The organism is Pseudazoarcus sp. NS36, from assembly GCF_059703705.1.
On the sequence record NZ_BAAKJA010000010.1, the window covers coordinates 42,656 to 69,594 of the forward strand.

The 26,939-nt window shown below is 63.5% G+C and carries 23 protein-coding genes and 1 tRNA gene; 20 read left to right on the forward strand and 4 right to left on the reverse strand.

Annotated features, from left to right (window positions below; all coding sequences use genetic code 11):
* The first annotated feature begins 8 nt into the window (after positions 1-8).
* The 5 genes from dapB to AC6H0R_RS14800 all read left to right on the forward strand — a co-directional run bounded on the left by dapB (position 9) and on the right by AC6H0R_RS14800 (position 6,355).
* Positions 9-815, forward strand: coding sequence for a 4-hydroxy-tetrahydrodipicolinate reductase (gene dapB, locus AC6H0R_RS14780; RefSeq protein WP_497582135.1), 807 nt, complete (start codon positions 9-11; stop codon positions 813-815).
* Positions 816-979: 164 nt separating this feature from the next.
* Positions 980-2,122 carry a glutamine-hydrolyzing carbamoyl-phosphate synthase small subunit gene (gene carA, locus AC6H0R_RS14785; RefSeq protein WP_497582136.1) on the forward strand — a complete coding sequence of 381 codons (1,143 nt, stop codon included), beginning with the start codon at positions 980-982 and terminating at the stop codon, positions 2,120-2,122.
* Positions 2,123-2,176: 54 nt separating this feature from the next.
* Positions 2,177-5,407 (forward strand): carbamoyl-phosphate synthase large subunit, encoded by a 3,231-nt coding sequence (gene carB, locus AC6H0R_RS14790; protein WP_497582137.1) that lies wholly within the window; start codon positions 2,177-2,179, stop codon positions 5,405-5,407.
* A complete protein-coding gene (greA, locus tag AC6H0R_RS14795; protein WP_497582138.1) occupies positions 5,404-5,880 on the forward strand; it encodes a transcription elongation factor GreA in 477 nt (158 codons plus the stop codon). The genes carB and greA overlap by 4 nt, the downstream gene beginning before the upstream one ends.
* Positions 5,864-6,355, forward strand: a complete 492-nt coding sequence (locus tag AC6H0R_RS14800) for a DUF4149 domain-containing protein (protein WP_497582139.1) — start codon at positions 5,864-5,866, stop codon at positions 6,353-6,355. Before greA ends, AC6H0R_RS14800 begins: the two co-directional genes overlap by 17 nt.
* Before the next feature lie 5 nt (positions 6,356-6,360).
* Here the strand turns inward: AC6H0R_RS14800 and AC6H0R_RS14805 are convergent, their stop codons facing one another.
* Complete coding sequence (locus tag AC6H0R_RS14805; RefSeq protein ID WP_497582140.1) at positions 6,361-6,816, reverse strand: YhbY family RNA-binding protein; 456 nt, start codon at positions 6,814-6,816, stop codon at positions 6,361-6,363.
* 38 nt (positions 6,817-6,854) lie between these two features.
* On the opposite strand from AC6H0R_RS14805, the gene rlmE reads away from it, so the two are divergent.
* The 3 genes from rlmE to AC6H0R_RS14820 are packed head-to-tail and all read left to right on the forward strand — an operon-like array spanning position 6,855 to position 8,994.
* Positions 6,855-7,481, forward strand: coding sequence for a 23S rRNA (uridine(2552)-2'-O)-methyltransferase RlmE (gene rlmE, locus AC6H0R_RS14810; RefSeq protein WP_497582141.1), 627 nt, complete (start codon positions 6,855-6,857; stop codon positions 7,479-7,481).
* 26 nt (positions 7,482-7,507) lie between these two features.
* Entirely contained in the window at positions 7,508-8,173 is a 666-nt protein-coding gene (locus AC6H0R_RS14815; RefSeq protein WP_497582142.1) for a DsbA family oxidoreductase, read from the forward strand.
* A complete protein-coding gene (locus AC6H0R_RS14820; RefSeq protein WP_497582143.1) occupies positions 8,170-8,994 on the forward strand; it encodes a Rossmann-like domain-containing protein in 825 nt (274 codons plus the stop codon). Before AC6H0R_RS14815 ends, AC6H0R_RS14820 begins: the two co-directional genes overlap by 4 nt.
* Here AC6H0R_RS14820 and AC6H0R_RS14825 read toward each other — a convergent pair whose 3' ends face one another.
* Positions 8,995-10,191: a CaiB/BaiF CoA transferase family protein gene (locus tag AC6H0R_RS14825; RefSeq protein ID WP_497582144.1), complete on the reverse strand. Its 1,197-nt coding sequence runs from the start codon at positions 10,189-10,191 to the stop codon at positions 8,995-8,997.
* Positions 10,192-10,374: 183 nt separating this feature from the next.
* Between AC6H0R_RS14825 and ftsH the strand changes: the two genes are divergently transcribed.
* The 3 genes from ftsH (at position 10,375) to glmM (ending at position 14,584) form a co-directional block, all read left to right on the forward strand.
* Positions 10,375-12,273: an ATP-dependent zinc metalloprotease FtsH gene (gene ftsH, locus AC6H0R_RS14830; RefSeq protein ID WP_497582145.1), complete on the forward strand. Its 1,899-nt coding sequence runs from the start codon at positions 10,375-10,377 to the stop codon at positions 12,271-12,273.
* 73 nt (positions 12,274-12,346) lie between these two features.
* Positions 12,347-13,201 carry a dihydropteroate synthase gene (folP, locus tag AC6H0R_RS14835; RefSeq protein ID WP_497582146.1) on the forward strand — a complete coding sequence of 285 codons (855 nt, stop codon included), beginning with the start codon at positions 12,347-12,349 and terminating at the stop codon, positions 13,199-13,201.
* Positions 13,202-13,231: 30 nt separating this feature from the next.
* A complete protein-coding gene (gene glmM, locus AC6H0R_RS14840; protein WP_497582147.1) occupies positions 13,232-14,584 on the forward strand; it encodes a phosphoglucosamine mutase in 1,353 nt (450 codons plus the stop codon).
* 6 nt (positions 14,585-14,590) lie between these two features.
* On the opposite strand, the gene AC6H0R_RS14845 is transcribed toward glmM, so the two are convergent.
* Entirely contained in the window at positions 14,591-15,322 is a 732-nt protein-coding gene (locus tag AC6H0R_RS14845) for an START domain-containing protein (protein ID WP_497582148.1), read from the reverse strand.
* 79 nt (positions 15,323-15,401) lie between these two features.
* Between AC6H0R_RS14845 and AC6H0R_RS14850 the strand changes: the two genes are divergently transcribed.
* From AC6H0R_RS14850 to AC6H0R_RS14890, 9 genes are all read left to right on the forward strand, one after another.
* Positions 15,402-16,379: a PstS family phosphate ABC transporter substrate-binding protein gene (locus AC6H0R_RS14850; RefSeq protein ID WP_497582149.1), complete on the forward strand. Its 978-nt coding sequence runs from the start codon at positions 15,402-15,404 to the stop codon at positions 16,377-16,379.
* Positions 16,380-16,459: 80 nt separating this feature from the next.
* Positions 16,460-19,093, forward strand: coding sequence for an ABC transporter permease subunit (locus AC6H0R_RS14855; protein ID WP_497582150.1), 2,634 nt, complete (start codon positions 16,460-16,462; stop codon positions 19,091-19,093).
* Positions 19,094-19,139: 46 nt separating this feature from the next.
* On the forward strand, positions 19,140-20,849 hold the full coding sequence (gene pstA / locus AC6H0R_RS14860) for a phosphate ABC transporter permease PstA (protein ID WP_497582151.1): 1,710 nt from the start codon (positions 19,140-19,142) through the stop codon (positions 20,847-20,849).
* A 19-nt stretch (positions 20,850-20,868) separates the two neighbouring features.
* Positions 20,869-21,693, forward strand: coding sequence for a phosphate ABC transporter ATP-binding protein PstB (gene pstB / locus AC6H0R_RS14865; protein WP_497582152.1), 825 nt, complete (start codon positions 20,869-20,871; stop codon positions 21,691-21,693).
* 117 nt (positions 21,694-21,810) lie between these two features.
* Positions 21,811-22,566 carry a triose-phosphate isomerase gene (gene tpiA, locus AC6H0R_RS14870; RefSeq protein ID WP_497582153.1) on the forward strand — a complete coding sequence of 252 codons (756 nt, stop codon included), beginning with the start codon at positions 21,811-21,813 and terminating at the stop codon, positions 22,564-22,566.
* A gap of 20 nt (positions 22,567-22,586) precedes the next feature.
* Positions 22,587-22,991, forward strand: a complete 405-nt coding sequence (gene secG, locus AC6H0R_RS14875) for a preprotein translocase subunit SecG (RefSeq protein ID WP_497582154.1) — start codon at positions 22,587-22,589, stop codon at positions 22,989-22,991.
* 60 nt (positions 22,992-23,051) lie between these two features.
* A tRNA-Leu gene (locus tag AC6H0R_RS14880) sits at positions 23,052-23,136 on the forward strand.
* Positions 23,137-23,196: 60 nt separating this feature from the next.
* Positions 23,197-23,754 carry an NUDIX domain-containing protein gene (locus AC6H0R_RS14885; RefSeq protein ID WP_497582155.1) on the forward strand — a complete coding sequence of 186 codons (558 nt, stop codon included), beginning with the start codon at positions 23,197-23,199 and terminating at the stop codon, positions 23,752-23,754.
* A complete protein-coding gene (locus AC6H0R_RS14890; RefSeq protein ID WP_497582156.1) occupies positions 23,754-24,341 on the forward strand; it encodes an IMPACT family protein in 588 nt (195 codons plus the stop codon). Before AC6H0R_RS14885 ends, AC6H0R_RS14890 begins: the two co-directional genes overlap by 1 nt.
* A 9-nt stretch (positions 24,342-24,350) precedes the next feature.
* On the opposite strand, the gene AC6H0R_RS14895 is transcribed toward AC6H0R_RS14890, so the two are convergent.
* Positions 24,351-26,936, reverse strand: coding sequence for a [protein-PII] uridylyltransferase (locus tag AC6H0R_RS14895; RefSeq protein ID WP_497582157.1), 2,586 nt, complete (start codon positions 26,934-26,936; stop codon positions 24,351-24,353).
* Between the last annotated feature and the right edge of the window lie 3 nt (positions 26,937-26,939).

Here is a 26,939-nt window from a genome sequence, read left to right on the forward strand (position 1 = left end):
TTTCAAGCATGACGCAACGCCGCATCGCCGTCGCCGGCGCGTCCGGACGCATGGGCCGGATGCTGGTCGAGGCCACGCTCAATGACCCGCAGGCAAGCCTGGTTGCCGCTTTCGATCATCGCGATTCAGCCTTCATCGGGCGCGATGCGGGTGAATTTCTCGGAACCCCTTGTGGCGTGACGATCACGGGTGACGCCCGTGCGGCAATCGCTGCGGCCGATTGCATCATCGATTTCACCCGTCCCGAAGGCACGCTCGAGCATCTCGCGCTGGCGCGCGAGCTGGGCACGGCCATGGTGATCGGCACCACCGGCTTTTCCGCAGATGGCAAGCGCAGCATTGCCGAAGCCGGCGAGGACATTCCGGTGGTGTTTGCACCGAACATGGCGGTGGGCGTCAATGCCGTGTTCCGCCTGCTTGAGGTGGCCGCGCGGATTCTTGATTCCGGATACGACATCGAGGTGATCGAGGCGCATCACCGGCACAAGATCGACGCGCCGTCGGGTACCGCGCTGCGCATGGGCGAAATCGTTGCGCGCGAGTTGGGGCGCGATCTCGATGAATGCGCGATCTACGGTCGCGAAGGCGTCACTGGCGAGCGCAAGAACGAGACCATCGGCTTCTCGACGATTCGTGGTGGCGATGTGGTGGGCGACCACACCGTGCTGTTTGCCGGACTCGGTGAGCGCATCGAGATCACCCACAAATCGGGCAGCCGTATGCCGTATGCGCTCGGCTCCTTGCGCGCGGCGCACTTTCTGGCCGGGCATGAGCGCGGCGTTTTCGACATGCAGGACGTACTCGGCTTGCGTTGATCGCAGGCCTCGGGGAGGCCTTTGGCGTTTGCGTGGAATGCCCGCGAACGCTATAATTCGGCGAATTCGACAGCGGGATCGGCCTAGACAGGCTTGTCCCGTTTTTTTCACGTATGGAGGCGGCGTCCGCTGTCTCCTGTCATCGCCTGAATCAGGAGTTTTACGTGGCTGTGTTTCCGTCCGCTGTACTGGCTCTCGCCGACGGTACGGTCTTTCATGGCAAGGGAATCGGTGCCATCGGCACCACTGTTGGCGAGGTGGTGTTCAACACCTCGATGACGGGCTATCAGGAAATCCTGACGGATCCCAGTTACTGCCGACAGATCGTCACGCTGACCTACCCACATATCGGCAATACCGGTATCAACGCCGAGGACGTCGAAGCTGATCGCGTCCATGCAGCAGGTCTGGTCATTCGCGACCTGCCGCTGCTGACGTCGAACTTCCGTTCCGAGCAGACGTTGGATGCCTATCTGAAGGCCGAGAACGTCGTCGCCATTGCCGACATCGATACCCGCAAGCTGACCCGCGTGCTGCGCGAGAAAGGTGCGCAGGGCGGTTGCATCGTCACCGCCGCGGCAGGGCAGGCGCCTGATGTCGAGGCTGCGCTGGCTGCGGCACGCGGTTTTGCCGGGCTTTCCGGCATGGACCTGGCGAAGGTCGTGTCCGCGAGTGATATCGTGGAATGGACCGAAGGCGAGTGGGTGCTGGGCGAAGGCTATACGCAGCCGGCCAATCCGCGCTTTCACGTCGTGGCTTACGATTTCGGGGTCAAGCGCAACATCCTGCGCATGCTCACCAGTCGCGGCTGTCGCCTCACCGTCGTGCCGGCGCAGACGCCGGCGGCCGATGTGCTGGCGATGAAGCCGGACGGCGTGTTCCTGTCCAACGGTCCGGGCGATCCGGAGCCGTGCGACTACGCGATTGCTGCCATCCGCGAAATCGTCGCGGCCAAGGTGCCGACCTTCGGCATCTGCCTCGGCCATCAGCTGTTGGCACTGGCCTCCGGTGCCAAGACGCTGAAGATGAAATTCGGTCACCACGGCGCCAACCATCCGGTGAAGGATCTGGAAACCGGGCAGGTGCTGATCACCAGCCAAAACCATGGCTTTGCGGTCGACCCCGCCAGCATGCCGGCCAACCTGAAGGTTACGCACGCTTCCCTGTTCGATGGTTCGAACCAGGGTATTGCGCGTACCGACGCACCGGCTTTCTCGTTCCAGGGCCACCCTGAGGCGAGCCCGGGGCCGCATGACGTGTCCTATCTGTTTGACCGCTTCGTGAAGATGCTCGAAGCCGGCAAGTAAGGAATTCGGTGGCAGCCGCGGCTGCCACTTTTTTGGTAATACCGAGGTCAGCTGATGCCCAAGCGCACAGACATTCAAAGCATTCTCATCATCGGCGCAGGCCCCATCGTGATCGGCCAGGCGTGCGAGTTCGATTACTCCGGTGCACAGGCCTGCAAGGCGCTGCGCGAAGAGGGTTACAGGGTCATTCTGGTTAACTCTAACCCGGCCACGATCATGACCGATCCGGGTACGGCCGATGTGACCTATATTGAGCCGATCACCTGGCAGGTGGTCGAGCGCATCCTCGCTAAGGAGCGCCCGAACGCGGTGCTGCCGACCATGGGCGGTCAGACCGCGCTGAACTGCGCACTCGATCTGGCCAAGCACGGCGTGCTGGAAAAGTACGGTTGCGAACTCATCGGGGCCTCGCGCGAGGCCATCGACAAGGCTGAAGACCGCCTCAAGTTCAAGGACGCGATGACCAAGATCGGTCTTGGTTCGGCGCGCTCCGGCATTGCCCACAGTTTCGAGGAAGCGCAGCAGGTACAAGGCGGCATCGGCTTCCCGGTGATCATCCGCCCGAGCTTCACGCTGGGCGGCACCGGCGGCGGTATCGCCTACAACATGGAAGAGTTCGAGGAGATCTGCAAACGCGGTCTCGAGGCGAGCCCGACCAACGAGCTGCTGATCGAAGAGTCGCTGCTGGGCTGGAAAGAGTTCGAGATGGAAGTCGTGCGCGACCGCGCCGACAACTGCATCATCGTGTGCTCCATCGAGAACCTTGACCCGATGGGCGTGCACACCGGCGATTCCATCACCGTCGCGCCGGCGCAGACGCTGACCGACAAGGAATACCAGATCCTGCGTAACGCCTCGATCGCCGTGCTGCGCGAGATCGGCGTGGATACCGGCGGTTCCAACGTGCAGTTCGCAATCAACCCGAAAGACGGTCGCATGATCGTCATCGAGATGAACCCGCGCGTGTCGCGTTCCTCGGCGCTGGCCTCCAAGGCCACCGGTTTCCCGATTGCCAAGGTCGCGGCCAAGCTGGCGGTGGGCTACACGCTGGACGAGCTGAAAAACGACATCACCGGTGGCGCGACCCCGGCTTCGTTCGAGCCGTCGATCGACTACGTCGTCACCAAGATTCCGCGGTTTGCCTTCGAGAAATTCCCGCAGGCCAATGACCGTCTGACCACGCAGATGAAGTCGGTCGGCGAAGTCATGGCCATGGGCCGCAGCTTCCAGGAATCCTTCCAGAAGGCGCTGCGCGGCCTTGAAGTCGGCGTGTATGGTCTGGATGAGGTCGAGACCGACCGTGAAGATCTTGAGCACGAGTTGATCTACCCGGGCGCTCAGCGCATCTGGTACGTCGGTCAGGCTTTCCGCGAAGGCTATACGCAGGAGCAGGTGTTCAACCTGACCAAGATCGATCCGTGGTTCCTGGCCCAGATCGAGGACATCGTTGCTACCGAGAAGACGCTGGCCGGTCGCTCGCTCAAGGCCATCGCTGCCGATGAGTTGCGTGCGCTCAAGCGCAAGGGCTTCTCGGACCGCCGCATCGCCAAGCTGCTTGCGGCGGACGAAACCGCCGTGCGTCTGCATCGCCACGCGTTGGGTGTGCGCCCGGTGTACAAGCGGGTCGACACCTGCGCCGCTGAGTTCGCCACCTCCACCGCCTACATGTACTCGACCTATGAGGACGAGTGCGAAGCCAAGCCTACGGGTAAGCGCAAGATCATGGTCCTCGGTGGTGGCCCGAACCGTATCGGTCAGGGCATCGAGTTCGACTATTGCTGCGTGCATGCCGCACTGGCGCTGCGCGACGACGGTTACGAGACCATCATGGTCAACTGCAACCCGGAAACCGTATCGACCGACTACGACACGTCCGACCGTCTGTACTTCGAACCGATCACGCTGGAAGACATCCTCGAGATCGTGCACATCGAGCAACCGGAAGGCGTCATCGTGCAGTTCGGCGGCCAGACGCCGCTCAAGCGCGCGCGTGCGATGGAAGCCAACGGCGTGCCGATCATCGGCACCAGCCCGGACATGATCGATGCGGCTGAAGACCGCGAGCGTTTCCAGAAACTGCTGCAGGATCTGGGTCTGCGTCAGCCGCCCAACCGCACTGCGCGCACGCCGGAAGATGCCGTGCGTCTGGCGGCCGAAATCGGCTATCCGCTGGTCGTGCGCCCGAGCTATGTGCTGGGCGGCCGTGCCATGGAGATCGTGCATGAGCAGCGTGACCTCGAGCGCTACATGCGCGAGGCGGTGAAGGTTTCCAACGAATCGCCGGTGCTGCTCGACCGCTTCCTCAACGACGCCACCGAAGTGGACGTCGATGCGTTGTCCGACGGCAAGCAGGTCATGATCGGCGGCATCATGGAGCACATCGAGCAGGCCGGCGTTCACTCCGGTGACTCCGCGTGCTCGCTGCCGCCCTATACCTTGTCGGCCGAGCTGCAGGACGAGTTGCGCCGCCAGACCGAGGCCATGGCCAAGGCTCTGAACGTCGTCGGCCTGATGAACGTGCAGTTTGCGATCCAGGGCGAAGGCGACAACGCCACGGTCTTCGTGCTCGAAGTTAACCCGCGCGCCTCGCGCACCGTGCCCTTCGTGTCCAAGGCCTGCAGCCTGCCGCTGGCCAAGATCGCTGCGCGTTGCATGGCGGGACAGAGTCTTGCAAGCCAGGGCGTGACCGGCGAGATCGTGCCGAAGTATTACTCGGTCAAGGAAGCCGTTTTCCCGTTCGTGAAGTTCCCCGGTGTGGATACCATTCTCGGCCCCGAGATGAAGTCCACCGGCGAAGTCATGGGTGTCGGGCGCAGCTTTGCCGAAGCCTTCATCAAGTCGCAGCTCGGTGCCGGTGTGCGTCTGCCCGAAGAGGGGCAGGTGTTCATCAGCGTCAAGCCGACGGATCGTCCGGCCGCCGTCGAAGTGGCTCGCACGCTGCACGAGATCGGCTTCGGCCTGATCGCGACGCGCGGTACGGCCGGTGCGCTGACCGAAGCCGGCCTGCCGGTGAAGATCATCAACAAGGTTACTGAAGGCCGTCCGCACATTGTCGATCTGATCAAGAACAACGAGATCAGTCTGGTCATCAACACTGTCGAAGAGCGCCGTCAGGCGATTGTCGATTCGCGCTCGATCCGCACCAGCGCGCTGGCCGCCAAGGTCACCGTGTTCACGACGATCGAGGGCGCGCGCGCGGCCTCCATCGGCATGCGTGACAACGCGGCGGAAGTCGATGTTTACAGCCTGCAGGAGCTGCACGCGGAGCTGGGAGGCGGGCAATGAGCAAGACTCCGCTGACCGTGCGCGGCGCCGAGCTGCTGCGCGAGGAACTGCATCGCATGAAGACCGTCGAGCGGCCGAGCGTGATCGCCGCGATCGCCGAAGCGCGTTCGCACGGCGATCTGTCCGAAAACGCCGAATACGATGCGGCCAAAGAGCGTCAGGGCTTTGTCGAGGGGCGTATCAAGGAGCTCGAATCCAAGCTCGCCAATGCGCAGATCATCGATCCGGCCACGCTGGATGCCGATGGTCGCTGCGTGTTCGGCGCGACTGTCGAGCTGGAAGACCTTGAAACCGGTGATGAGGTGACCTACCAGATCGTCGGCGACGACGAGGCCGACGTGAAAGGCGGCAAGATCTCGGTCAGCTCGCCGATCGCCCGTGCGCTGATCGGCAAGTACGCCGGCGACGTGGCCGACGTTCAGGCGCCGGGTGGCGTGCGTTCGTATGAAATCATCGATGTCCGCTACCTCTGAGCCCTCGTTCGGCACGGTTGCGCGCACGCTCGCCGTGCGTCAGCTCGACAACCTGCTGCTGGCACTGGTCGTGTTCTGGGCGGGTGCCTTGTGGACGGTCGGGTTTGTCGTTGCGCCGGTGCTGTTCGAGCTGATTCCCGAACGGGCGTTGGCAGGCAGCATTGCCGGCCGCTTGTTCCACAGCACGTGGTGGATTTCGTATGTAGTCGGTGGCTGCGTACTGGTCCATGCACTGGCCCGCGGCGCGTTACGTTCCGCGGTGTTCTGGGTCGCCGCGGCAATGGTCGGGCTCGCTCTGGTGAGCGCCTTCGGTATCCAGCCTCAAATCGCGGAACTGCGGGCGGCGATGGGTGCTGATGAAGCCCTGCGTGCACGCTTTGCGATGTGGCATGGCGTGTCGAGCATGCTCTACGCCGTGCAGAGCATGCTCGCGGTGGTGCTGGTGGTGAAGTTCGCGCGGAGCTTGCCGCGCTGAATTGTTCAGCCCGGCTTGCTTGGCTTTCGCGGGCTGCGACGGGTTGCCACGCGTTTCTTCTCGGCGGCGGCCTGCATCAGCACGGTGCGACGGGCGGTGGCAGCGAAAGCGCGGGCGGATTTGGCAACGGACGGTCGCTTGCTTCCGCGCGGCTGAGCCTTGGCGGCTGCGCCCTTGGCCGCGGTTTCTTCGCGGCGCTGACGCCAGACCACCAGCATGTTGCCGATGTGCTGTACGGGTGCAGCCTTAAGTTTCGTGCACAGGTCAAGCATGAGGGCGTCACGGGCGTCGCGCTCGACGCCCTGGACCTTGACCTTGATGAGCTCGTGCGCCTGCAGCGAACGGTCGATCTCGCCGAGTACGGTAGGGGTCAGGCCGTTGCCTGCGATGGTCACGACGGGGTTCAGGTGGTGCGCTGCCGCACGGAATTCGCGGCGCTGCGCGGGGGTGAGCTCATTCATCTTTTTTCTCAAACAGTCAAGGGCGGAATTCTACTCCGATGAAGCGCACCAGGACCAGCAAAGCCTGGATGATGGAACATGTTACGGACCCCTGGGTGCAGCGCGCCAAGGCCGAAGGCTATCGCTCGCGTGCAGCTTTCAAGCTGATGGAGATCGACGAGCGTGACCGGCTGCTCAGGCCGGGTGCGGTGGTGGTCGATCTGGGTGCAGCGCCCGGCTCATGGTGTCAGGCGGTGGTGAAGAAGGTCGGGCCCAAGGGGCGGGTGTTCGCGCTCGATCTGTTGGAGATGGAGTCGGTCGCAGGAGTTGATTTCCTGCAGGGGGACTTCACCGAAGATGCGGTGCTGAGCGCACTCGAGGAGCTGCTGGACGGACAAGCGGTGGATGTCGTGCTGTCCGACATGGCACCGAACATGTCCGGCATCGAGCTCGTCGATCAGGCGCGCTGCATTCATCTGGCCGAGCTGGCACTGGACTTCTGCGAGCAGCATCTCAAGCCTGGTGGCGCCTTCCTGGTCAAGGTGTTTCAGGGGCAGGGCTTCATGGAGTTTCGTCAGGCCGCGCAGACGCGTTTCAAGTCTTTCCAGACGCGCAAGCCCAAGGCTTCGCGCGACCGCAGCGCCGAGGTCTATCTGCTCGGTACGGGTTTTCTCGGCGGGCGCTGACGGCGCCCCAATATTGACGGTTCATCATGCTCATCGACATCAACGTCGTTTCCGACTTCGTCTGCCCGTGGTGCTTTCTCGGCCGCGATCGTTTGATGCGTGCGGTGGCGCAGTTCTCCGAAGCCCATCCGGAGCATCCGGTGCGCATTCACTGGCTGCCGTACTTTCTGAATCCGGATACCCCGTCCAAAGGCGAGCCATACCGGCCGTTCCTCGAGAAGAAGTTCGGCAGCGCACGTGCCGTGGATGCCCTGTTTGCGCGCTTGCGTGAGGCTGCGCAGCCGGACGGGCTGGAGTTTGCCTTCGAGAAGATCGGGACGCGTCCGAACACGCTGCGCGCGCACCGCCTGATCTATCGTGCGCAGAGCCGTGGCGCCAGGCCCGAACGCATCCAGGCACTGGTTGCCGGGGTGTTTGAGGCTTACTTCCAGCAAGGGAGCGATATCGGTGATGTCGAAACACTGGCCGACATCGCACAGGCCTGTGGCGAGCGCCGTGAAGTCATCGTCGAATACCTGAGCGGCAGCGAGGATGCCGAAGCCGTTCAGCGCATGGCCGCTCAGCTGTCGAAGCAGGGGGTCGAAGGAGTGCCGTTCTTCATTCTCAACCGCAGCCTCGCGGTGTCCGGTGCCCAGTCACTTGTGGCACTTGGTGCGGCGCTGCGTCAGGCGGCAGGTGTGCGGGTTTCGTGAGCGTCGGCGCTGACCTGCTGCTCGCCTTTGAGGTGCTGGCCGCGAGAGGAGGGTTGCCGAAGGTAAGGGCGCTGCATCTTCCGCGCGAAAGCACCCCAGGGCGCAAGCAATCAGCCTTTTGTGCGCTGGAGCTTGAGGACGGAACGGTCGGGCTTGCCTATATCGGTCTGGGCGACACGCGTGACCGCCTGGCTTCGTTCGACACCTTGCGGGATGCGGACCCACTGCATTTGCTGCGCGGCTGCACGCAGGCCGACGGCGTTCGTCGCGCGCTCGGCTTTGCTGCCGCCAACGCGCTCACACGTGGGCTGTTTGACCGAGCGGGCTTTGCGCCGCCGCCGAGCAGGGATTCCCTTGGCGGTATTGTGGCGGCACCTGGCGTCAAGGTGGGCATGGTGGGCTTGTTTTTGCCCTTGCTCGACCGGCTGTTGAGTACGGGCGCCGACCTGACCGTGCTGGAGCTGCCGCCGGAAGTGCCGGGCAAGCGCGAAGGCTGGCGCGTGACCTTGACGGCAGACGATCTGGCGAGCTGTACCGAAGTGCTGTGCACCAGCACGGTCTTGCTCAATGACAGTTTCGATCGTGTGCACTCGGCCTGTCATGCGGCCGAGCGTTTCGTGCTGATCGGCCCCGGTGCAGGCTGCCTGCCCGATCCCTTGTTCGAGCGTGGCGTCACCCGGCTCGGTGGGAGCTGGATACTGGATTCGGTGGCGCTGCTCGACGCATTGCAGGGCGGACGCACCTGGACGCAACACGTGCGCAAGTTCGATCTTGACCGGGCGGACTACCCGGGTTTCGACGCGCTGCTCGCCCGCCTCTGATCAGACCGCTCCGTCATCACGCAAGGCCTGGATGCGTGCGGCGTCGCAGCCCAGCTCACGCAGCACCTCGTCCGTATGCGCGCCCAGTTCTGGGCCGATCCAGTCGATGTCGCCCGGTGTGTCGGATAACTTCGGCACGACGCCGGGCTGTTTGAAGTCGCGTCCGTCCGGCAGCTTTGCCGAGCGCAGCATCTCGCGGGCGAGAAATTGCGGGTCGGCAAACATGTCGGCAGCCGAAAACACCGTGGTGGCGGGCACCTCGGCCCGGTTGAGGGTGGCCATCACTGTGTCGGCATCGTGCGACCCACACCAGGCATCGATCACGGCGTAAAGCTCGTCGCGGCGAGCATCGCGGCCGGCATTGTCGGCCAGCTGAGGGTCGTTGGCGAGGTCGTCACGGCCGATGGCGAGCATGAGGCGGCGGAAGATGGCGTCGCCGTTGGCGCCGATCTGGATGTGCTTGCCGTCGCGCGTGCTGTGGATGGCCGAAGGTGTGATGCCGGGCATGATGTTGCCGGTGCGTTCGCGCACGAAGCCGAATACATCGAACTCCGGCACCATCGACTCCATCATCGCGAACACGGCCTCGTACAGCGCAACATCGACAACCTGACCGCTGCCGCCGTTCACTTCGCGATGCCGCAGCGCCATCAGCGCGCCGATGGCCGCCCACAGTGCCGCGATGGAGTCGCCAATGGAGATGCCGGTACGTACCGGCGGACGGTCTTCAAAGCCGGTGATGTAGCGCAGTCCGCCCATGGATTCACCGACCGCACCGAAGCCCGGCTGCTCGCGGTAGGGGCCGGTCTGGCCGAAGCCGGACAGCCGCACCATGACCAGGCCGGGGTTGGCCTTGGAGAGGCTGGCGTAATCGAGGCCGAACTTCTCGATCACGCCGGGACGGAAGTTCTCGACCACGATGTCGGCGCGTTCGGCAAGTTGACGCACGAAGTTACGTCCCTCCGGGTGCTTGAGGTTGGCGGTCACGGACTTCTTGTTGCGCGCCTGCACGTACCACCACAGCGAGGTGCCTTGGTAAAGCTTGCGCCAGGTGCGCAGCGGGTCGCCGCCCTCGGGGGCTTCGATCTTGACGACTTCGGCGCCAAACTCTGCGAGGATGCGAGTGCAGAAGGGGCCGGCGATCAGCGTGCCGAGTTCGAGCACGCGGACGCCTTCAAGCGGACGTTTTTGGGTCATGGTGGTTGCAGAATGGACAAGTCGCCCCCATGTTGAGGTCAGAGCGCCCGCTGTTCAAGCTCGACCGGGCCGGGGGCGGTGATTGCCTGCGCCCATCGGGGCGATTTGTTTACGGGCGGGAACGATCGGCCATAGAATGAGTCACTATCTCGCCGCCTCCATTGGGCTTTCAAGGAAACGACGTTGAATAACATGTTCAAGAATCTCGCTGTCTGGATGGTCATCGGCATCGTATTGATGACGGTGTTCAACCAGTTCAACGCGCGCCAAGCCACTCCGAGCAGCACGCTGGAGTACTCCCAGTTCATGGCGGATGCACGCGCTGGCCGCATCACCAAGGCCACGATCGACGGCCGGGTGGTGAAGGCCACGACCGTCTCCGGGCAGGAAGTCACGGTGTTTACGCCGGGCCAACAGGATCTGTGGATGGTGTCGGACCTGCTGCGTGCAGGCGTGACCGTTACGGCCTCCAAGCCAGATGAGGGTCAGTCCTTCCTCGCCAGCATTTTCGTGTCGTGGTTCCCGATGCTCCTGCTCATCGCCGTGTGGATTTTCTTCATGCGCCAGATGCAGGGGGGCGGTCGCGGCGGTGCATTCTCCTTCGGCAAGTCCAAGGCCAAGATGCTGGACGAGTCGGCCAACTCCATCACCTTTGCCGACGTCGCCGGTTGCGACGAGGCCAAGGAAGAAGTGGCTGAGCTGGTCGAGTTCCTGCGCGATCCGTCCAAGTTCCAGAAGCTCGGCGGCCGTATCCCGAAGGGCGTGCTGATGGTCGGTTCGCCCGGTACCGGCAAGACCTTGCTGGCCAAGGCCATTGCCGGCGAAGCCAAGGTGCCGTTCTTCTCGATCTCCGGTTCGGACTTTGTCGAGATGTTTGTCGGTGTCGGTGCAGCCCGTGTGCGCGACATGTTCGAGAACGCCAAGAAGCACGCACCTTGCATCATCTTCATTGACGAGATCGATGCGGTCGGTCGTCAGCGTGGTGCAGGCCTGGGCGGTGGCAACGATGAGCGTGAGCAGACCCTGAACCAGTTGCTGGTCGAGATGGACGGCTTCGAAGGGCAGAGCGGCGTGATCGTGATCGCTGCCACCAACCGCCCCGATGTGCTGGACCCGGCGCTGCTGCGTCCGGGCCGCTTCGACCGTCAGGTGGTCGTGCCGCTGCCGGATATCCGTGGCCGTGAGCAGATCCTGATGGTGCACATGCGCAAGGTACCGATTGCCCCGGACGTCAATGCCACGGTGCTGGCGCGTGGCACGCCCGGGATGTCCGGTGCGGATCTGGCGAACCTGGTGAACGAGGCAGCGCTGTTTGCCGCACGTTCCAGCAAGCGTCTGGTCGACATGGACGACTTTGAACGCGCCAAGGACAAGATCTTCATGGGCGCCGAGCGCCGTTCCATGGTGATCACGCAGGAAGACAAGAAGAAGACCGCGTACCACGAGTCCGGTCACGCCATCATCGGCATGACGCTGCCCGGTTGCGATCCGGTGCATAAGGTGACCGTGATTCCGCGTGGTCGTGCGCTGGGCGTGACGTGGTCGCTGCCGGAAGTGGATCGCTTCAGCTTGTATCAGGACGAGATGCTGGCGCAGATCTGCATGCTGTTCGGTGGGCGTGTCGCAGAGGAAATTTTTGTCGGCAATGTATCGACCGGCGCTTCCAACGATTTTGAGCGTGCTACCGGCATCGCCCGTGACATGGTCACGCGCTATGGCATGTCGGAAGCACTGGGTCCGATGGTGTACGCCGAGAACGAAGGTGAGGTATTCCTCGGTCGCTCCATCACGACCCACAAGAATCTGTCGGAGGCCACGCTGCAGAAGGTCGATCAGGAAATCCGCCGTATCGTCGACGAACAGTACGCTCTGGCGAAGAAAATCCTGACCGAGAGCCGCGACAAGGTCGAGGCCATGACGGCTGCGCTGCTCGAGTGGGAAACCATTGATGCGGATCAGATCAAGGACATCATGGAGGGCCGTCCGCCGCGCCCGCCCAAGCAGTCGACCTTGCCGCCGTCGCGCCCGAGCGGTGACGCGCCGGGTGCGGATGAACCCGACGCAGCGGCCGAACCGGCCTGATCCCTGCGCAGCCTCAGCAAAAAGACCGGCCTGGCCGGTCTTTTTGTTCGTGGCTCCCGAGGAAGAGTTACCGATGACCTCTGAAGCTTTCAACGAGATCCTGCACTGCGGGCGTTTCCGTCTCGACTTGTCCGTGCCGCGTGTGATGGCCATCGTCAATGTCACGCCCGATTCATTTTCGGGTGATGGTCTGGGACAGGACCTGGATGCAGCCTTGCGCAGCGCCGAGGCGGCAGTGGCCGCCGGCGCTGAGGTGCTCGACATTGGCGGCGAATCCTCTCGGCCGGGTTCCGAACCGGTCAGTGAGCAGCAGGAGCTCGACCGAGTGATACCACTGCTCGAGCGGCTCGCTGAGGGGCCGGTGCCGGTGTCGGTCGATACCGTCAAGCCAGGCGTGATGCGCGCGGCGCTCGCTGCCGGCGCGGCGATGATCAACGACATCAACGCGTTTCGTGCGCCCGGCGCGGTCGAGGCGGTGGCCGGTGCGACCGCGGCCTTGTGTGTCATGCACATGCAGGGCGAGCCCAGGACCATGCAGCAGGCACCGGAGTACTCCGATGTGGTCGCTGAGGTCATGAGCTTTCTCGATGCACGGGTTGCTGTGTTGCGGGAGGCCGGAGTGGCGGATTCGCGCATCTTGCTCGATCCGGGCTTCGGTTTTGGCAAGACCATCGAACACAACCTCGCACTGCTCCGCGATCTGCGGCGCTTTCGCGAGAGCGGCCTGCACGTGCTGGTCGGCATGTCGCGCAAGACCATGCTCGGCACACTCACCGGGCGCCCGGTCGATCAACGCGTGGCGGCCGGTGTGGCGGCGGCGGTGCTGGCCGTCGAGCGGGGTGCGCGCATCGTGCGTACGCACGACGTGGCGGCTACCCGCGATGCGCTGGCGGTATGGATGGCGCTGATGGACGGGCGCGCGTCATAATCGCGGCTTGATGAATTGAACGGAACAGCAATGGCCCGCAAGTATTTCGGCACCGATGGCGTGCGCGGACTGGTCGGCACCGCGCCGATCACTCCGGATTTCGTAATGCGGCTGGGGTATGCCGCCGGGCAGGCGCTGGTCAAGCGCGAGCATCTGCCGGCTGGCGAGCACCCGGCGGTGCTGATCGGCAAGGACACGCGGATTTCCGGCTACATGCTGGAAGCGGCGCTGGAGGCTGGTTTTGCGGCGGCAGGGGTTGATGTCATGCTGGCCGGCCCGTTGCCGACGCCGGCCGTGGCTTATCTTACAAGGGCCTTGCGCCTGCAGGCGGGAGTGGTGATTTCCGCCTCGCACAATCCGTACTTTGATAATGGCATCAAGTTCTTCTCGGCCGGTGGCACCAAGCTGCCGGACGTGATCGAACTGGAGATCGAAGCTGGTGTCGATCAGCCTCTTGGCTGCGTGGATTCTTCCCGCCTTGGCAAGGCGCGGCGTATCGACGACGCGGCCGGGCGCTACATCGAGTTCTGCAAGAGCACCTTCCCGAACGAACTGGACCTGCGCGGCTTGCGCATCGTGCTCGACTGCGCGCACGGTGCGGCCTACAGCATCGCACCCAAGGTGTTCCATGAGCTGGGGGCCGAGGTGGTGGCAGTCGGTGCCGAGCCGGACGGGATCAACATCAACCACGAGGTCGGCGCCACCCAGCCCGAACATTTGCGCCAGGCCGTGCTGGCTCATCAGGCGGATATCGGCATTGCGCTGGACGGCGACGCCGACCGCGTCATCATGTGTGACGCCGATGGTGCGCTGTATGACGGCGACCGCCTGCTTTATGTCATCGCGGTTGCGCGCAAGGAAGCCGGCCGGCTCGACGGCGTGATCGGTACGCAGATGAGCAATCTCGGTCTGGAGCATGCGATTGCGCGGCTGGGTGTGCCGTTCGACCGCGCCAGCGTGGGTGATCGCTATGTGCTGGAGTTGCTGCAGGAGCGTGGCTGGAAGCTTGGCGGCGAGAGTTCCGGCCACATCATCTGCCTGGACTGCCATACCACCGGAGACGGCATCGTGTCCGCGCTGCAGGTGCTCTCTGCCTTGCGGCAAGGCGGGATGAGCCTGAAGCAGGCTTGTGCCGATCTGGTGTTCTACCCGCAGCAACTGGTCAATGTGCGCATGCCGGCCGGTTTTGACTGGCGCGCGGATGCGGGCATCGAGGAGGCACGTTCGGCAGCCGAGCGAGAACTCGGCGATACGGGTCGAGTGCTGCTGCGTCCCTCCGGTACGGAGCCCTTGCTGCGTGTCATGGTCGAAGGGCGTGATGCGGCGCAGGTCGAGCGGCTGGCACAGCGCATTGCCGCTGCGGTAGAGCACGCCTTTGCCTGAATGCGCTCAGCGCGCCACGCCGGGGTAAGGGCGCTGGTGTCGCTGCAGTGCCTCTGGCAGGTTTTCGAATGTCTTGAAGAGCGCTTTCAGCGCCACTTTGTCGCCGATGAAGCGGGGTAGCAGGCCGGCAGGGTCGGCCTGTCCTTCATAGCGGATCATCAGTTTTCCTTCGGCCTGGGGCGTCAGCACCCATTCGGCCTGAACCTGCTCCATGCGTACATGGCCTTTTTCGATGGGGTATTCCTGCCCTGCATCGCGGATCTGCATTGTCAGTTCGCCGCTGTCGGCGTCCTGCTGCCAGGTCGAGCGGGTCACCATGTCCCGCTTCGAAACCGGCCACATGGCACGAAACCAGGTGTGCACCACATGGGTACGGGGGGCCGGCGCGGCAATCAGCTCGGCACGGTAGGTGTTCGCGGCCCAGTCGGCAATGTGCTTGGTGTCTTCGAGCAGATGCAGAAAGGCGCCCACCGATGACGTGACCACGGTCTCGGCCCTGGCGCGCAGCAAGCCGTCCGCATCGTGCTGATACTCGACGCGCGTCAGACCCTCATTGCGATGCAGTTTCCAGTCAGCCGCGGCCGCGGCATGCATAAAGCACAACACCAGGGCGCAGAGCAGCAGGTGCTGCGATTTCTGTGGGCGCCGGTGCATTCCCCGCCCGCGCGCAGCAGGAGCGGTCGGGCTGCCCGGAAGAGATTGGTTACGTTTCACAGAACTGTAATTTTCGGTACGCATAATCCGTTCCGTTCCTGCAGCAGCGGGAGCGCCCCGGAAGGGCGGGGCTGACTGAATAGACGAAACTGGAGAATCCGTAATGTTCAAGAAGAGCATCCTCGCGACCGCCGTTGTTGGTATCGCTGCCGCCTCCGCCGCACAGGCGCAGGTTCAGGTTGACCCCGCTCTGCCGTCCTACAAGGCCGTGAGTGGTGTTTCGGGCAGCCTGAAGTCGATCGGCTCCGACACCCTGAACAACCTCATGACGCTGTGGGCCGAAGGCTACAACGCCATGTACCCGAACGTGAAGATCGAGATCGAAGGTAAGGGTTCGAGCACCGCCCCGGCTGCGCTGATCGCCGGTACCGCCCAGTTCGGCCCGATGTCGCGTCCGATGAAGTCCAAGGAAATCGACGATTTCGAAAAGAAATACGGCTACAAGCCGACCGCAGTGCGTTCGGCCATCGACGCGCTGGCAGTGTATGCCCACAAGGACAACCCGATCGAGTGTCTGACGCTGCAGCAGGTCGATGCGATCTTCTCCAAGACCCGCAACGGCGGTCTGGACAAGGACATCACCACCTGGGGCGATGTTGGCGTGAAGGGTGAGTGGGCCAGCCGCCCGATCTCCCTGTACGGCCGCAACTCGGCTTCGGGCACCTACGGCTACTTCAAGGAAGTCGCGCTGTTCAACGGTGACTACAAGGATACCGTCAAGGAGCAGCCGGGTTCCTCGACCGTGGTGCAGGGTGTGGCCTCTGACGTCGGTGGCATCGGTTACTCGGGCGTCGGCTACAAGACGGCTGACGTGAAGTTCATCAAGCTGGCTGCCGGCCCGGGCCAGACCTGCTACGAGCCGAATGCCGCGAACGCTTCCAGTGGTGACTACCCGGTTTCGCGCTTCCTCTACATCTATGTGAACAAGAACCCGAACCAGGCGCTCGATCCGCTGCGTGGCGAGTTCATCAAGTTCATCTACTCCAAGCAGGGGCAGGAAGCGGTCGTCAAGGACGGTTACTTCCCGGTGATCAAGGCGCTGGCCGACGATGACCTGAAGCGCTTCGGTCTGGCCAAGTAATCCAGGGCGAGAGCATTTCGACGAGGCGGATACGGGTGTCCGTATCCGCCTGTTGTGTTTGACTGATGAACGGATCATCCATGACCGAGAATACGGCCACTGAAACTACTCCGGCAGACGGCTACAAGCGCCTTCTCCCGGTGGGCAGGGCAACCCGCAAGTCCGTGCTGTTTGCGGATCGTACGGCGGACATTTCGATCACCTTGGGGGGCTTGCTCGTCATCGTGGCGGTTTTCGGCATTCTTGCCTTTCTGGCCAAGGAGGCGCTCCCGCTGTTCTTTGGTGGCGAGCTCAAGAAGCACGACGCTTATGTGCTTGAAGCGGCGCCCGGCCTGATCTGGTCGAACGCCGACGAGTACCAGACCATCGGCTTGCGCATCGATGCGCAGGGAGGGGTCAGCACCTTCCACATTGATAGCGGAACGCCGCTCTCGTCGCAGGAACTTGATTTTGGCGGGGACCAGGTCACTGCGGCCGCTGCCACCAACAACCGTTCGGACATGATGTTCGGCTTTTCCGACGGCACCGTGCGCTTCGCGCGCATCGGCTTTTCCACCCAGGTGCTGCGCGCCGAAGACATGCCTTCCGGCCTGACGCAGCTCAACGAACAGGATTTCACTGACGGCAAGGTCGTCTATCGTCAGGTGCCGGGCAATCAGGTGCGCCGCATCGCGCTTGAAACCGACGTCAAGGACGCCCAGCAGATTGCCCCCGAAGGGGTGTCCATCACCGCCATCGGCTATGCGCTGGGCGGAACGGTCGAGCGCCCGACGCGCTCGTTCGTGACCTTTGACAGTTTCGGCGTCGGTCGTCTGACCCGCGCCGACACGCGCATCAACCTGATGACCCAGCAGGAGTCGGTGACGACGCGTACGGCCACGTTGCCGTCGTTGCCGGGCGGTACGGTCGTCAAGAAGGTGCTGCTGACCGGTCAGGCTGACCAGGTGTATGTCGGCGTGGCGGACGGCAACGTATTCCGCTTCGATACGCGTGACTTCAATAACCCGGTGCTTGCCGAGGCGGCCCACCTGACGCCCGAAGGCGTGGATCTGGGTGTGCTGGGCTTCCTGATCGGCGATCAGACGATCGTCGTGGGGGGCACGGACGGGTCGCTGCGCATGTACTTCCGTCTGCAGGAAGAGGGTGCGCAAACGGCTGACGGCTACCGGATGGTGCTGGCGCGTGAGCTCGAGAAACAGCCGGCCGGCATCGTGGCCTACGATGTCTCGCAGCGCCGCAAGAGCCTGGTCACACTCGATGCCGAAGGCAATCTGTGGTTCCGCCACGCCACCAGCGAGCAGGTGTTGCTGCGCATGCAGCAGAAGGTGTCGCCAAACGGTGAGCCGATGCAGCTGATGTTGATGCCGCGCGATGACGGTGCCGTGGCCATGAACAGCGCCGGCCTGATTGACCGCTGGGCCTTCGCGGTGCCGCACCCGGAAACGACGTGGCGCGCCATCTTCGGCAAGAACTGGTACGAGGGCTATTCCGAGCCGACTTACACCTGGCAGTCGTCTTCCGGCACCGACCTGTTCGAGCCCAAATTCTCGCTGGTGCCGCTGATTTTCGGCACCCTCAAGGCAACCGTGTATTCCCTGCTGTTCGCGGTACCGATCGCGCTGCTGGCGGCCATCTATACCTCGGAGTTCGTACATCGCCGCGTGCGCGGCACGGTCAAGCCGGTGATGGAGATGATGGAGTCGCTGCCCACGGTGGTGCTCGGCTTCATTGCGGCGCTGATTCTCGCGCCGTTGGTCGAGAGCTGGATTGCGGCGGTGGTGCTGGGCTTTGTCGCGCTGCCGCTGGGCCTGATGGTTGCCGCGCATCTTTGGCAGATGCTGCCGCCGCACCTGGCGCTCAAGCTCAACGGCCTGCCCAAGTTCGCGTTCATGTTTGTCGTCATCGGCATCTCGGGCTGGTTGGCGTGGCTGCTTGGTCCGGCCTTTGAGCAAGGCTTCTTCGCTGGCGACTTCAAGGCCTGGACCAACCGCGACGTCGGCAGTGCCGTGCCGTTCATGAGCATGTTCCTGTGGCCGCTCAGCTTTGTGCTGCTGACCATGGCCTTCAACCGCACGATCGGTACGGCCTACCGCATGCACCTGCGCGGTCTGACACGCCAGCATGCCGGTGTGATCGATGGCGCGCGCTGGCTTTCGATGGCCGTGATCTCGGCGCTGGTGGCGTGGATGGTGGCGGGTGCGCTGGCTGCGTCCGGCTTCGATCCGCGCGGTGGTGTGGTCGATACCTACGTGCAGCGCAACGCGCTGGTGGTCGGCATGGTGATGGGCTTCGCGATCATCCCGAACATCTACACGCTGGCTGAAGATGCGCTCAATGCGGTGCCGGCACAGTTGCGCGCCGCCAGCCTGGCCGCGGGCGCCACGCCCTGGCAGACCGCGATCTGGGTGGTGTTGCCCACGGCCATGTCGGGCGTTTTCGCCGCCTGCATGATCGGCATGGGCCGCGCGGTCGGCGAAACCATGATCGTGGTGATGGCCGCCGGCAATACCGCGGTGCTCGACTGGAACATCTTCAACGGCCTGCGCACGCTGTCGGCCAACATCGCGGTGGAACTGCCCGAGGCGGTCATCGGCGGCACGCTGTATCGCATGCTGTTTCTGGCGGCCCTGACGCTGTTCGTGATGACTTTCGTCATCAACACCTTCGCCGAAGTCATACGCCAGCGCTTCCGCAAGCGCGCCTTCCAGCTGTGAGCGGGGCCAAAACATGAGTGCACACGTGCAAACCGGAATCAAGGCAATGAGCAAGAAGAACGAGGGGCGGGCCGTACGTCGTTACACCGCAGACCTTTCGGCGGTCGGTGAGCCGGCGCTGTGGGGCTTCGGCGGCGCGCTGGCGCTGGGCATCATCCTGATCTGCGGCTTTCTGCTGATGATCTTCTGGAACGGCATGACGACCTTCTGGCCGAAGCCGATCGAGGTCGTCACGCTCAAGAGCGGGCAGCAGATCGCCGGTGTCCCGTCGCGCTTCAGCCTGTTCCGTCCGGAGCCAGGCGTGATGGCGGCCTTGCCTGAAGAAGCGCGTGCCGAGATCGAATCCATGGATGGCTACGCCGAGCGCACGCTGTATCGCATCGGCAACTACGATCTGTACAACGAGGACTTCCGTTGGGTGAATGCCTTCGAGGTCCAGAGCGTCGAACGCGATCCGTCGTTCTACTTCTTCGAGCGTCAGGAGTGGGGCGCCTTCGTCGGGCGCATCAAGAGTGTCGTGCTCGATGGCGTGGAGCAGGATCCGGCCGCGCTGGGCCTGGACAGGATGCGCAGCGAGCAGTCGGCCGCACGTGATCGTTTTGACGAGATTCGCCAGATCGAGCGCGGCGAGATCGGCAAGATCAACCACGAATTGAACAAGCAGCGCCTGGCCCTGCGGCGCATCGAGCTGGCGGAAGGCAAGGAAAGTGCGGCCTATCGCGAAGAGCTGCAGCGTCTTGAGCAGCGTGAGAGTGAACTGCAGAGCGAGTATCAGCGTCTGCAGGGCACTGCCAACGAAATCAAGCAGCAGGACGCGCGCTATCGCATCGTGCTGGAAGAAGTCGGTGGTGCGACCAAGGAGTTGTCGCTGTCGCAGATCGTGCGCTTCTACCCGGCCAACGATCTGTCGATCTTCGGCAAGATCGGCGTCTATCTGTCGCGCTGGGGCGAGTTCCTGAGTTCCGAGCCGCGCGAGGCCAACACCGAAGGCGGCATCCTGCCGGCGATCTTCGGAACGGTCGTGATGACCATGCTGATGGTCATCGTGGTCGCGCCCTTCGGTGTCATCACGGCGCTGTATCTGCGTGAGTACGCCAAACAGGGCAAGCTGGTGGGCATGGTGCGCATCGCGGTGAACAACCTCGCCGGCGTTCCATCCATCGTGTATGGCGTATTTGGCCTTGGCTTCTTCGCCTACACCGTGGGTGGGTCGATTGATGCGATCTTCTTCCCCGAGCGTCTGCCCAACCCGACCTTCGGCACCGGCGGCATCCTGTGGTCGGCGCTGACCTTGTCATTGCTGACCGTGCCGGTGGTGATCGTCGCCTCCGAAGAAGCCCTGTCGGCCGTGCCGCGTTCGATCCGCGAAGGCGCGCTGGCCTGCGGAGCCTCTAAGTGGCAGACCATCCGCTCCATCGTGCTGCCGCATGCCATGCCCGGCATCATGACCGGCCTGATCCTGGCCATGGCGCGCGGTGCAGGCGAGGTTGCTCCGCTGATGCTGGTGGGTGTGGTCAAGCTCGCGCCGGAGCTGCCGGTGGATGCATTCGCGCCCTTCATTCACCTGGAACGCAGCTTCATGCACCTTGGCTTCCACATCTTCGACGTCGGCTTCCAGTCGCGTAACTCGGAAGCGGGCAAGCCCATGGTTTTCGTCACCACCTTGTTGCTGCTGGGTCTTATCGTGCTGATGAACTCGTCGGCCATCTACATCCGCAACCGGCTGAAGAAGAAATTCGTCGGTAGCCAGTTCTGAATCTCCGGAGCCAAACACAATGAGCACCACTACGATGGAAAAGCCTGCCACTGATCACCGCACGGTGTATCACGTTGCCGAATCGGGGCAGGGCGCAGGTATCACGATCCGCGACTTCAACCTCTGGTACGGTGAATCGCAGGCGCTGTACGGCGTCGACATGGAAGTGCAGCGCGGTATGGTCACGGCTTTGATCGGTCCGTCGGGCTGCGGCAAGTCTACGCTGCTGCGCTCGCTCAACCGCATGAACGACCTCATCGACAACCTGCGCATTCGCGGCGAAGTCCGTGTGAACGAGCAAGATATCTATGCCCCCGGTACGGACGTGATCGCGCTGCGCAAGCGCATGGGCATGGTGTTTCAGAAGCCCAACCCGTTCCCGAAGTCGATCTACGAGAATGTGGTCTTCCCGCTGCGGGTCGAGGGCATCGCCGACAGGACCATGCTGGACGAGGCCTGCGAGCGGGCGCTGAAGGGTTCGGCTCTGTGGAACGAGGTCAAGGACCGCCTGCAGGAAAGCGCGCTCGGTCTGTCCGGTGGTCAGCAGCAGCGTCTGTGCATCGCCCGCGCGATTGCGGCCGAGCCCGAGATTCTGTTGATGGACGAGCCGTGCTCGGCACTGGACCCGATTGCCACGGCCAAGGTCGAAGACCTGATCGGGGATCTGAAAGGGCAATTCACCATCGTCATCGTCACGCACTCCATGCAGCAGGCGGCACGTGTTTCGGATAACACGGCTTTCATGTATCTGGGCAAGCTGATCGAGTACGGCGCGACCGACACGATGTTCACCAACCCGCATGATTCGCGCACCGAGGACTACATCACCGGCCGCTTCGGCTGATCCGATGTTGTCTGGGCGGGGCGGTGCGCTGATGGCGTACTGCCCCGTTTGCGTTTGTGCGGCTTTGCGATGTCATGGGCGGCGGGCTACAATCGCGCATTTACTCGCGCGCCCGTGATGCACAGCAAGCTCGTTGCCGGAAACTGGAAGATGAACGGGCGGCTCGCCTCCAATGAGGCGCTGCTCGACAGCATGTTGCCGGCCTTGCCGAGCGGTGTGGACGTGGCGCTGTGCGTGCCGTTTCCTTACCTTTCGCAGATTGCGGGCAGGCTGGGCGGCAGTCCGGTGGCGCTGGGGGCGCAAGACCTCAGCGATCAGGCCGATGGCGCGTTTACCGGTCAGGTCAGCGCCGGCATGCTGGGCGATTTTGGCTGCACCTATGTCATTGTCGGGCATTCAGAGCGTCGCGCCCTGATGGGCGAAGGCGACGCTGCGGTGGCCGCAAAGGCAGCCGTGGCACTGGCGGCCGGGATTACTCCGATCGTGTGTATCGGCGAGACGCTGGAGCAGCGTGATCGCGGTGAGGTCGAACAGGTGCTGATGCGCCAGCTCGACGCCCTCGACGCAAGGCTGTCGGCGTCCGACACCGGCCGCGTCGTGATTGCCTACGAGCCGGTGTGGGCCATCGGCACCGGCCGCGCGGCTACGCCGGAACAGGTGGCTGAAGTGCTGGCGCTGGTGCGAAGCTGGGTCGCGAAGAGGACGGATGGCGTGCCGCGCACGCGCATCCTGTACGGTGGAAGTGTGAAGGCGGACAGTGCCGGTTGGCTGTTCGCGCTTGAAGATGCAGATGGCGTGCTGGTGGGTGGGGCATCGCTGCTTGCGGAAGAATTTGTGGCGATCTGCCGGCTTGCGGCAGATCGGTCGATTTGATTCTGGAGTGATATAAAAAGATGGGTAGTTACCTGTTCTCGATCGTCCTGGCGATCCACGTGGTGGTCGGTCTGTGTGTTATCGGCCTGGTGTTGATGCAGCACGGCAAGGGGGCTGACGCAGGCGCGGCCTTCGGTGGCGGCGGTGGTGGCGGAGGCGGTGGTGCCGGTAGCGTGTTTGGTGCGTCCGGTTCGGCCAACTTCCTGAGCCGTACGACGGCCGTGTTGGCAACGGCGTTTTTCATCACCAGCCTTGGTCTTGCCTATCTTGCGAGCACCAAGCCTTCTGGTCCGACCAGCGTGATGGACAATCCGATTCCGGTGCCGTCGGCTCCGGTGTTGCAGGGTGATGTGCCGAGCGCACCGCAGGATGTTCCGGCTGCGCCGCCGGCCGACGTGCCGAGCGCTCCGGCGTCGCAGAACTAAGCTGCACAAGCTTGCGCGGGGCGTGCATATCCGTATAATGCGCGTTCCCGAGAAATCAGGGCCGACGTGGTGAAATTGGTAGACACGCCATCTTGAGGGGGTGGTGGCGCAAGCCGTGTGAGTTCGAGTCTCACCGTCGGCACCAGAAATCGGAAAGAATGCCCGCATGCGCGGGCATTTTTTTTGCCCACTACCGGGAGAAGTCATGGAACAGAACCATTCGTCTGATGATCCGCTGGAAGAGCGCACGCTCAGTTCCGAACAGGTATTCCGCGGCGTGATGCTGGACGTGCGTCTCGACCGGGTGCGGCTGCCTGATGGTGCAGAAGCGGTGCGGGAGTACGTGCGTCATCCCGGCGCCGTGGTCGTCGTGGCCGTGCGTGATGACGGGGATTTGGTCTTCGAACGTCAGTTTCGCTACCCGCTGCGCCGCAGTTTTCTCGAGCTGCCTGCGGGCAAGATCGATCCGGGTGAGGACATCCTCGATTGCGCCAAACGCGAGCTGCGTGAGGAAACCGGCTTCGAGGCTGCCGAATGGCAGCATGTCGGCCAGTTTCATCCGTGCATCGGCTACTCCGACGAACGCATTGAGGTCTTTCTGGCTCGTGGTTTGACGGAAGTGGGCAACGATCTGGATGAGGAAGAGTTTCTGGAGCTTCTGTCGCTGTCGGTAGCGGAGGCCGAGCAGGGTGTTCTGAACGGCAGCATTACCGACGCCAAGACCATTGCAGCGCTGTTCCTGGCGCTGCCGCATCTGCGCTGATGCCGCTGACCCTGCCTGCCTCGGTTTGCAGCGAAGTCGTTGTCCGCAAGAGCCGCTTCATCGGTTGCGTAGAGCCCATGGCGTCGCGTGAGGCGGCGCTTGGGCGTGTTGCCGCCCTGCGCGCCGCGCATCCCGGGGCGGCTCATGTTTGCTGGGCATTGCATGCGGGCGGGCAATCAGCGGCCAACGATGACGGTGAGCCGTCCGGAACGGCGGGGCAGCCGATGTTGCGCGTGCTCCGCCATCAGGATCTGGATGGCGTGCTGGCAACGGTCGTGCGGTACTTCGGAGGGGTCAAGCTCGGTGCAGGCGGTCTGGTGCGCGCCTACACGGATGCCGTGGCGCAAGCCTTGCTCGGGGCTGAAAAGATTCCGATCCGGGCGGTAGCGACGCTTGCGTGCCGCATTCCGTACTCGCTGGAGGGTGCATTCCGGCGCGAGATCGCGGCGGCGGGCGCGGTGTTGCTCGGCAGCGCACATGAATCCCTGGTGACGCTGCGCCTGAGCCTGCCCGAGGACGAGGTTGGCGCGTTGCGTGCACGCCTGGACGAGATCGGGCAGGGCCAGACGAGCTGGCAGGGAGACTAACCGCAGGCCTCAGACCTGCAGCAGGTCTTCGAGCTCGCGCTGCAGGCGGACGAGCTGACGTTCCTGCTTGAGCGATTCGCCCGATAGCAGGAAGGTGTCTTCAATGCGCTCGCCCAGCGTCGAGATCTTGGCGGTATGTACGGTGATGCCGTGGTGCGCGAGCAATTCGGCGATGCCGAACAGCACGCCGGGCCGATCCGCGGCCGCGATCGACAGGATGAAATGCCGGCCTGCATCGTCCGGGCGGATCAGTACCCCGGGGGAGATCGGGAAGTAGCGCACCTGGCGTGAAAGTCTGCCGTTGGCGGGGCGATCCGCCGCGCCCTCCAGCTTGAGCCGCTCGGCCAGTTCGTGTTCGATCAGCGTGATCACGTCGCGATAGCGTGACTCGCTGCCGGGGTCCTGCAGTACGAAGCTGTCGAGCGCGTAGCCGTGGCGGGTGGTGTGCACCTTGGCTTCCAGAATGGAGAAGCCGAGCTTGCCGAAAAAGCCGGTCAGACGCACGAACAGATCCTTGCGGTCAGGCGTGTACACCATGACCTGCACACCTTCGTACTCCGGTGTGATGCGCGCCTTCACGACCGGTTCGGTCTCGTCCGCGCGGTAATACAGCTGGCGGGTATGCCAGGCGATGTCTTCGGCCGAATTGCGCATGAAGTACACGGCATCGAGGTGTGACCACAGCGGGTCTTCCACGCCCGGCCGCAGGCCGTGATAGCGCAACAGATCGCGAGCATTTTCCTGGCGCTGGTCGAGGCCGAGGGCTTGCTGCGGGGTTGCGCCGCGCAACAGACGCTGGGTCGCGAAGAACAGGTCTTCGAGCAGCTTGCCGCGCCAGCCGTTCCAGACCTTGGGGCTGGTGCCGCGGATGTCGGCATGGGTAAGCAGATACAGGGCCGTCAGCCGGCGCTCGGTGCCGACGATGTCGGCAAAGCGGCGTACGACTTCAGGGTCGGCGGTGTCCTGCTTCTGGGCGACCTGCGACATCGTCAGGTGATGCTCGACCAGCCAGACGATGAGATCGGTGTCTTCTTCGGAGAGGCCATGCGCTTCACAGAAAGCGCGCGCGTCGTCCATGCCGAGCTTGGAGTGATCGCCCCCGCGGCCTTTGGCGATGTCGTGGAACAGTGCGGCAACATACAGCAGCCAGTGGCGCTCGAAGCCCAGCATCAGCCGGGTCATCAGCGGGTATTCGTGGGCATGCTTGCCCATCGAGAACTGGCGAACGTTGCGCACGACCATCAGGATGTGCTGATCGACGGTATAGACGTGAAACAGGTCGTGCTGCATCTGGCATACGATCTTGTGCCACGCCGGCAGGTAGCGGCCAAGAATGCCGTACTGGTTCATGCGCCGCAGCTCGTGCACGATGCCGCGCTTCTGCTGCAGGATCTGCAGGAAAAGCGCACGGTTGGCAGGGTCGGCGCGAAACTTCGCGTTGATCAGGCGGCGGCTGGTCCATAGCAGACGCAGTGTGCGCGCCGTCATGCCCTTGAGCTCCGGGCGCTGTTGCAGGATCAGGAAGCACTCGAGCAGTGCGGCGGGTCGATCCTCGAAAACGTTCTCGTGTCGGATGTCGAGCAGATCGCGAACGATCTGGAAGCTGTCATCGACCACTTCCTCTGCGGCCGGCTGATCCTGCAGAAGTTCATTGGCAAAGTTCTGCAGCAGGATGGTGTTGATCTGCGTGACCTTTTTCGCCGTCACGTAGTAGCGCTGCATCATCACTTCGGAGGCCCGCTTGGCGGTGGTTGCCGAGAAGCCCAGTGCCTTGGCGAGATTTTCCTGGTGATCGAACAGCAGGCGGTCTTCGGAGCGCCCGGCGATGTAGTGCAGGCGGATGCGTACATGCTGCAGGAAGCGTTCAATGTTGCGCAGCTCGCCTGCTTCGGCGGCCGTGATCAGACGTTTGTGGGCAAGGTCGCGCCAGTTGCGCGCGAAGTCCGCTGCGCGGGCAATCCAGCCCAGCATCTGCAGGTCGCGCAAACCGCCGGGGCTTTCCTTGCAGTTCGGCTCGAGCGAGTAGGGGGTGTCGTTGTAACGCCCATGACGTTGCTGCTGCTCGACCGACTTGGCGCGGAAGAAGGCGCGCGGGTCGAGCTCGGCGTGGTAGCGAGACTGGAAGTCCGCGAACAGTCTGGCGTCGCCACCAAGCAGGCGTGCTTCGAGAAGATTGGTCTGTACGGTGACGTCGTCGCGCGATGTGGCCAGGCAGTCGTCGACGGTCCGCACGCTCATGCCGATCTCCAGGCCGACGTCCCACAGCGCGCCGACCAGCGCGGAAAGCTGGGCTTCGAGCGCCGGGTCCGGGCGCTCGGCGAGCAGCAGCATAAGATCGACGTCGGAATGCGGAAACAGCTCGCCGCGGCCATATCCGCCCACGGCCACAATCGCAACGTGATCGGGCAGGGCACACAGCCGGCACAGCGCCAGAATCGTCCGGTCCACCAGGCGCGCACGGCCGCGCAGCAATCGCGAGCCTGAGGGTGAGGCTTCGTAGCTTTCGCGAAGCCGGTGCGATTCGCTGATCAGCCGGTCGCGAATGTCGGCAAGCCGGGCCTGGAAGGGGTCGTTTGCGAGCGCGGTGTCGGGCATGTT

Bases quoted from the DNA above. Each gene is read 5' to 3' on its own strand.
- AC6H0R_RS14825 (WP_497582144.1), bottom strand. From the start codon at position 10,191: ATGACCCAAAAACGTCCGCTTGAAGGCGTCCGCGTGCTCGAACTCGGC.
- AC6H0R_RS14805 (WP_497582140.1), bottom strand. From the start codon at position 6,816: ATGAATGAGCTCACCCCCGCGCAGCGCCGCGAATTCCGTGCGGCAGCG.
- AC6H0R_RS14895 (WP_497582157.1), bottom strand. From the start codon at position 26,936: ATGCCCGACACCGCGCTCGCAAACGACCCCTTCCAGGCCCGGCTTGCC.
- folP (WP_497582146.1), top strand. From the start codon at position 12,347: ATGACCTCTGAAGCTTTCAACGAGATCCTGCACTGCGGGCGTTTCCGT.
- AC6H0R_RS14815 (WP_497582142.1), top strand. From the start codon at position 7,508: ATGCTCATCGACATCAACGTCGTTTCCGACTTCGTCTGCCCGTGGTGC.
- secG (WP_497582154.1), top strand. From the start codon at position 22,587: ATGGGTAGTTACCTGTTCTCGATCGTCCTGGCGATCCACGTGGTGGTC.
- carB (WP_497582137.1), top strand. From the start codon at position 2,177: ATGCCCAAGCGCACAGACATTCAAAGCATTCTCATCATCGGCGCAGGC.
- AC6H0R_RS14800 (WP_497582139.1), top strand. From the start codon at position 5,864: ATGTCCGCTACCTCTGAGCCCTCGTTCGGCACGGTTGCGCGCACGCTC.
- rlmE (WP_497582141.1), top strand. From the start codon at position 6,855: ATGAAGCGCACCAGGACCAGCAAAGCCTGGATGATGGAACATGTTACG.
- glmM (WP_497582147.1), top strand. From the start codon at position 13,232: ATGGCCCGCAAGTATTTCGGCACCGATGGCGTGCGCGGACTGGTCGGC.
- dapB (WP_497582135.1), top strand. From the start codon at position 9: ATGACGCAACGCCGCATCGCCGTCGCCGGCGCGTCCGGACGCATGGGC.
- AC6H0R_RS14885 (WP_497582155.1), top strand. From the start codon at position 23,197: ATGGAACAGAACCATTCGTCTGATGATCCGCTGGAAGAGCGCACGCTC.
- pstA (WP_497582151.1), top strand. From the start codon at position 19,140: ATGAGCAAGAAGAACGAGGGGCGGGCCGTACGTCGTTACACCGCAGAC.
- greA (WP_497582138.1), top strand. From the start codon at position 5,404: ATGAGCAAGACTCCGCTGACCGTGCGCGGCGCCGAGCTGCTGCGCGAG.
- AC6H0R_RS14890 (WP_497582156.1), top strand. From the start codon at position 23,754: ATGCCGCTGACCCTGCCTGCCTCGGTTTGCAGCGAAGTCGTTGTCCGC.
- AC6H0R_RS14850 (WP_497582149.1), top strand. From the start codon at position 15,402: ATGTTCAAGAAGAGCATCCTCGCGACCGCCGTTGTTGGTATCGCTGCC.
- pstB (WP_497582152.1), top strand. From the start codon at position 20,869: ATGAGCACCACTACGATGGAAAAGCCTGCCACTGATCACCGCACGGTG.
- AC6H0R_RS14845 (WP_497582148.1), bottom strand. From the start codon at position 15,322: ATGCGTACCGAAAATTACAGTTCTGTGAAACGTAACCAATCTCTTCCG.
- tpiA (WP_497582153.1), top strand. From the start codon at position 21,811: ATGCACAGCAAGCTCGTTGCCGGAAACTGGAAGATGAACGGGCGGCTC.
- AC6H0R_RS14855 (WP_497582150.1), top strand. From the start codon at position 16,460: ATGACCGAGAATACGGCCACTGAAACTACTCCGGCAGACGGCTACAAG.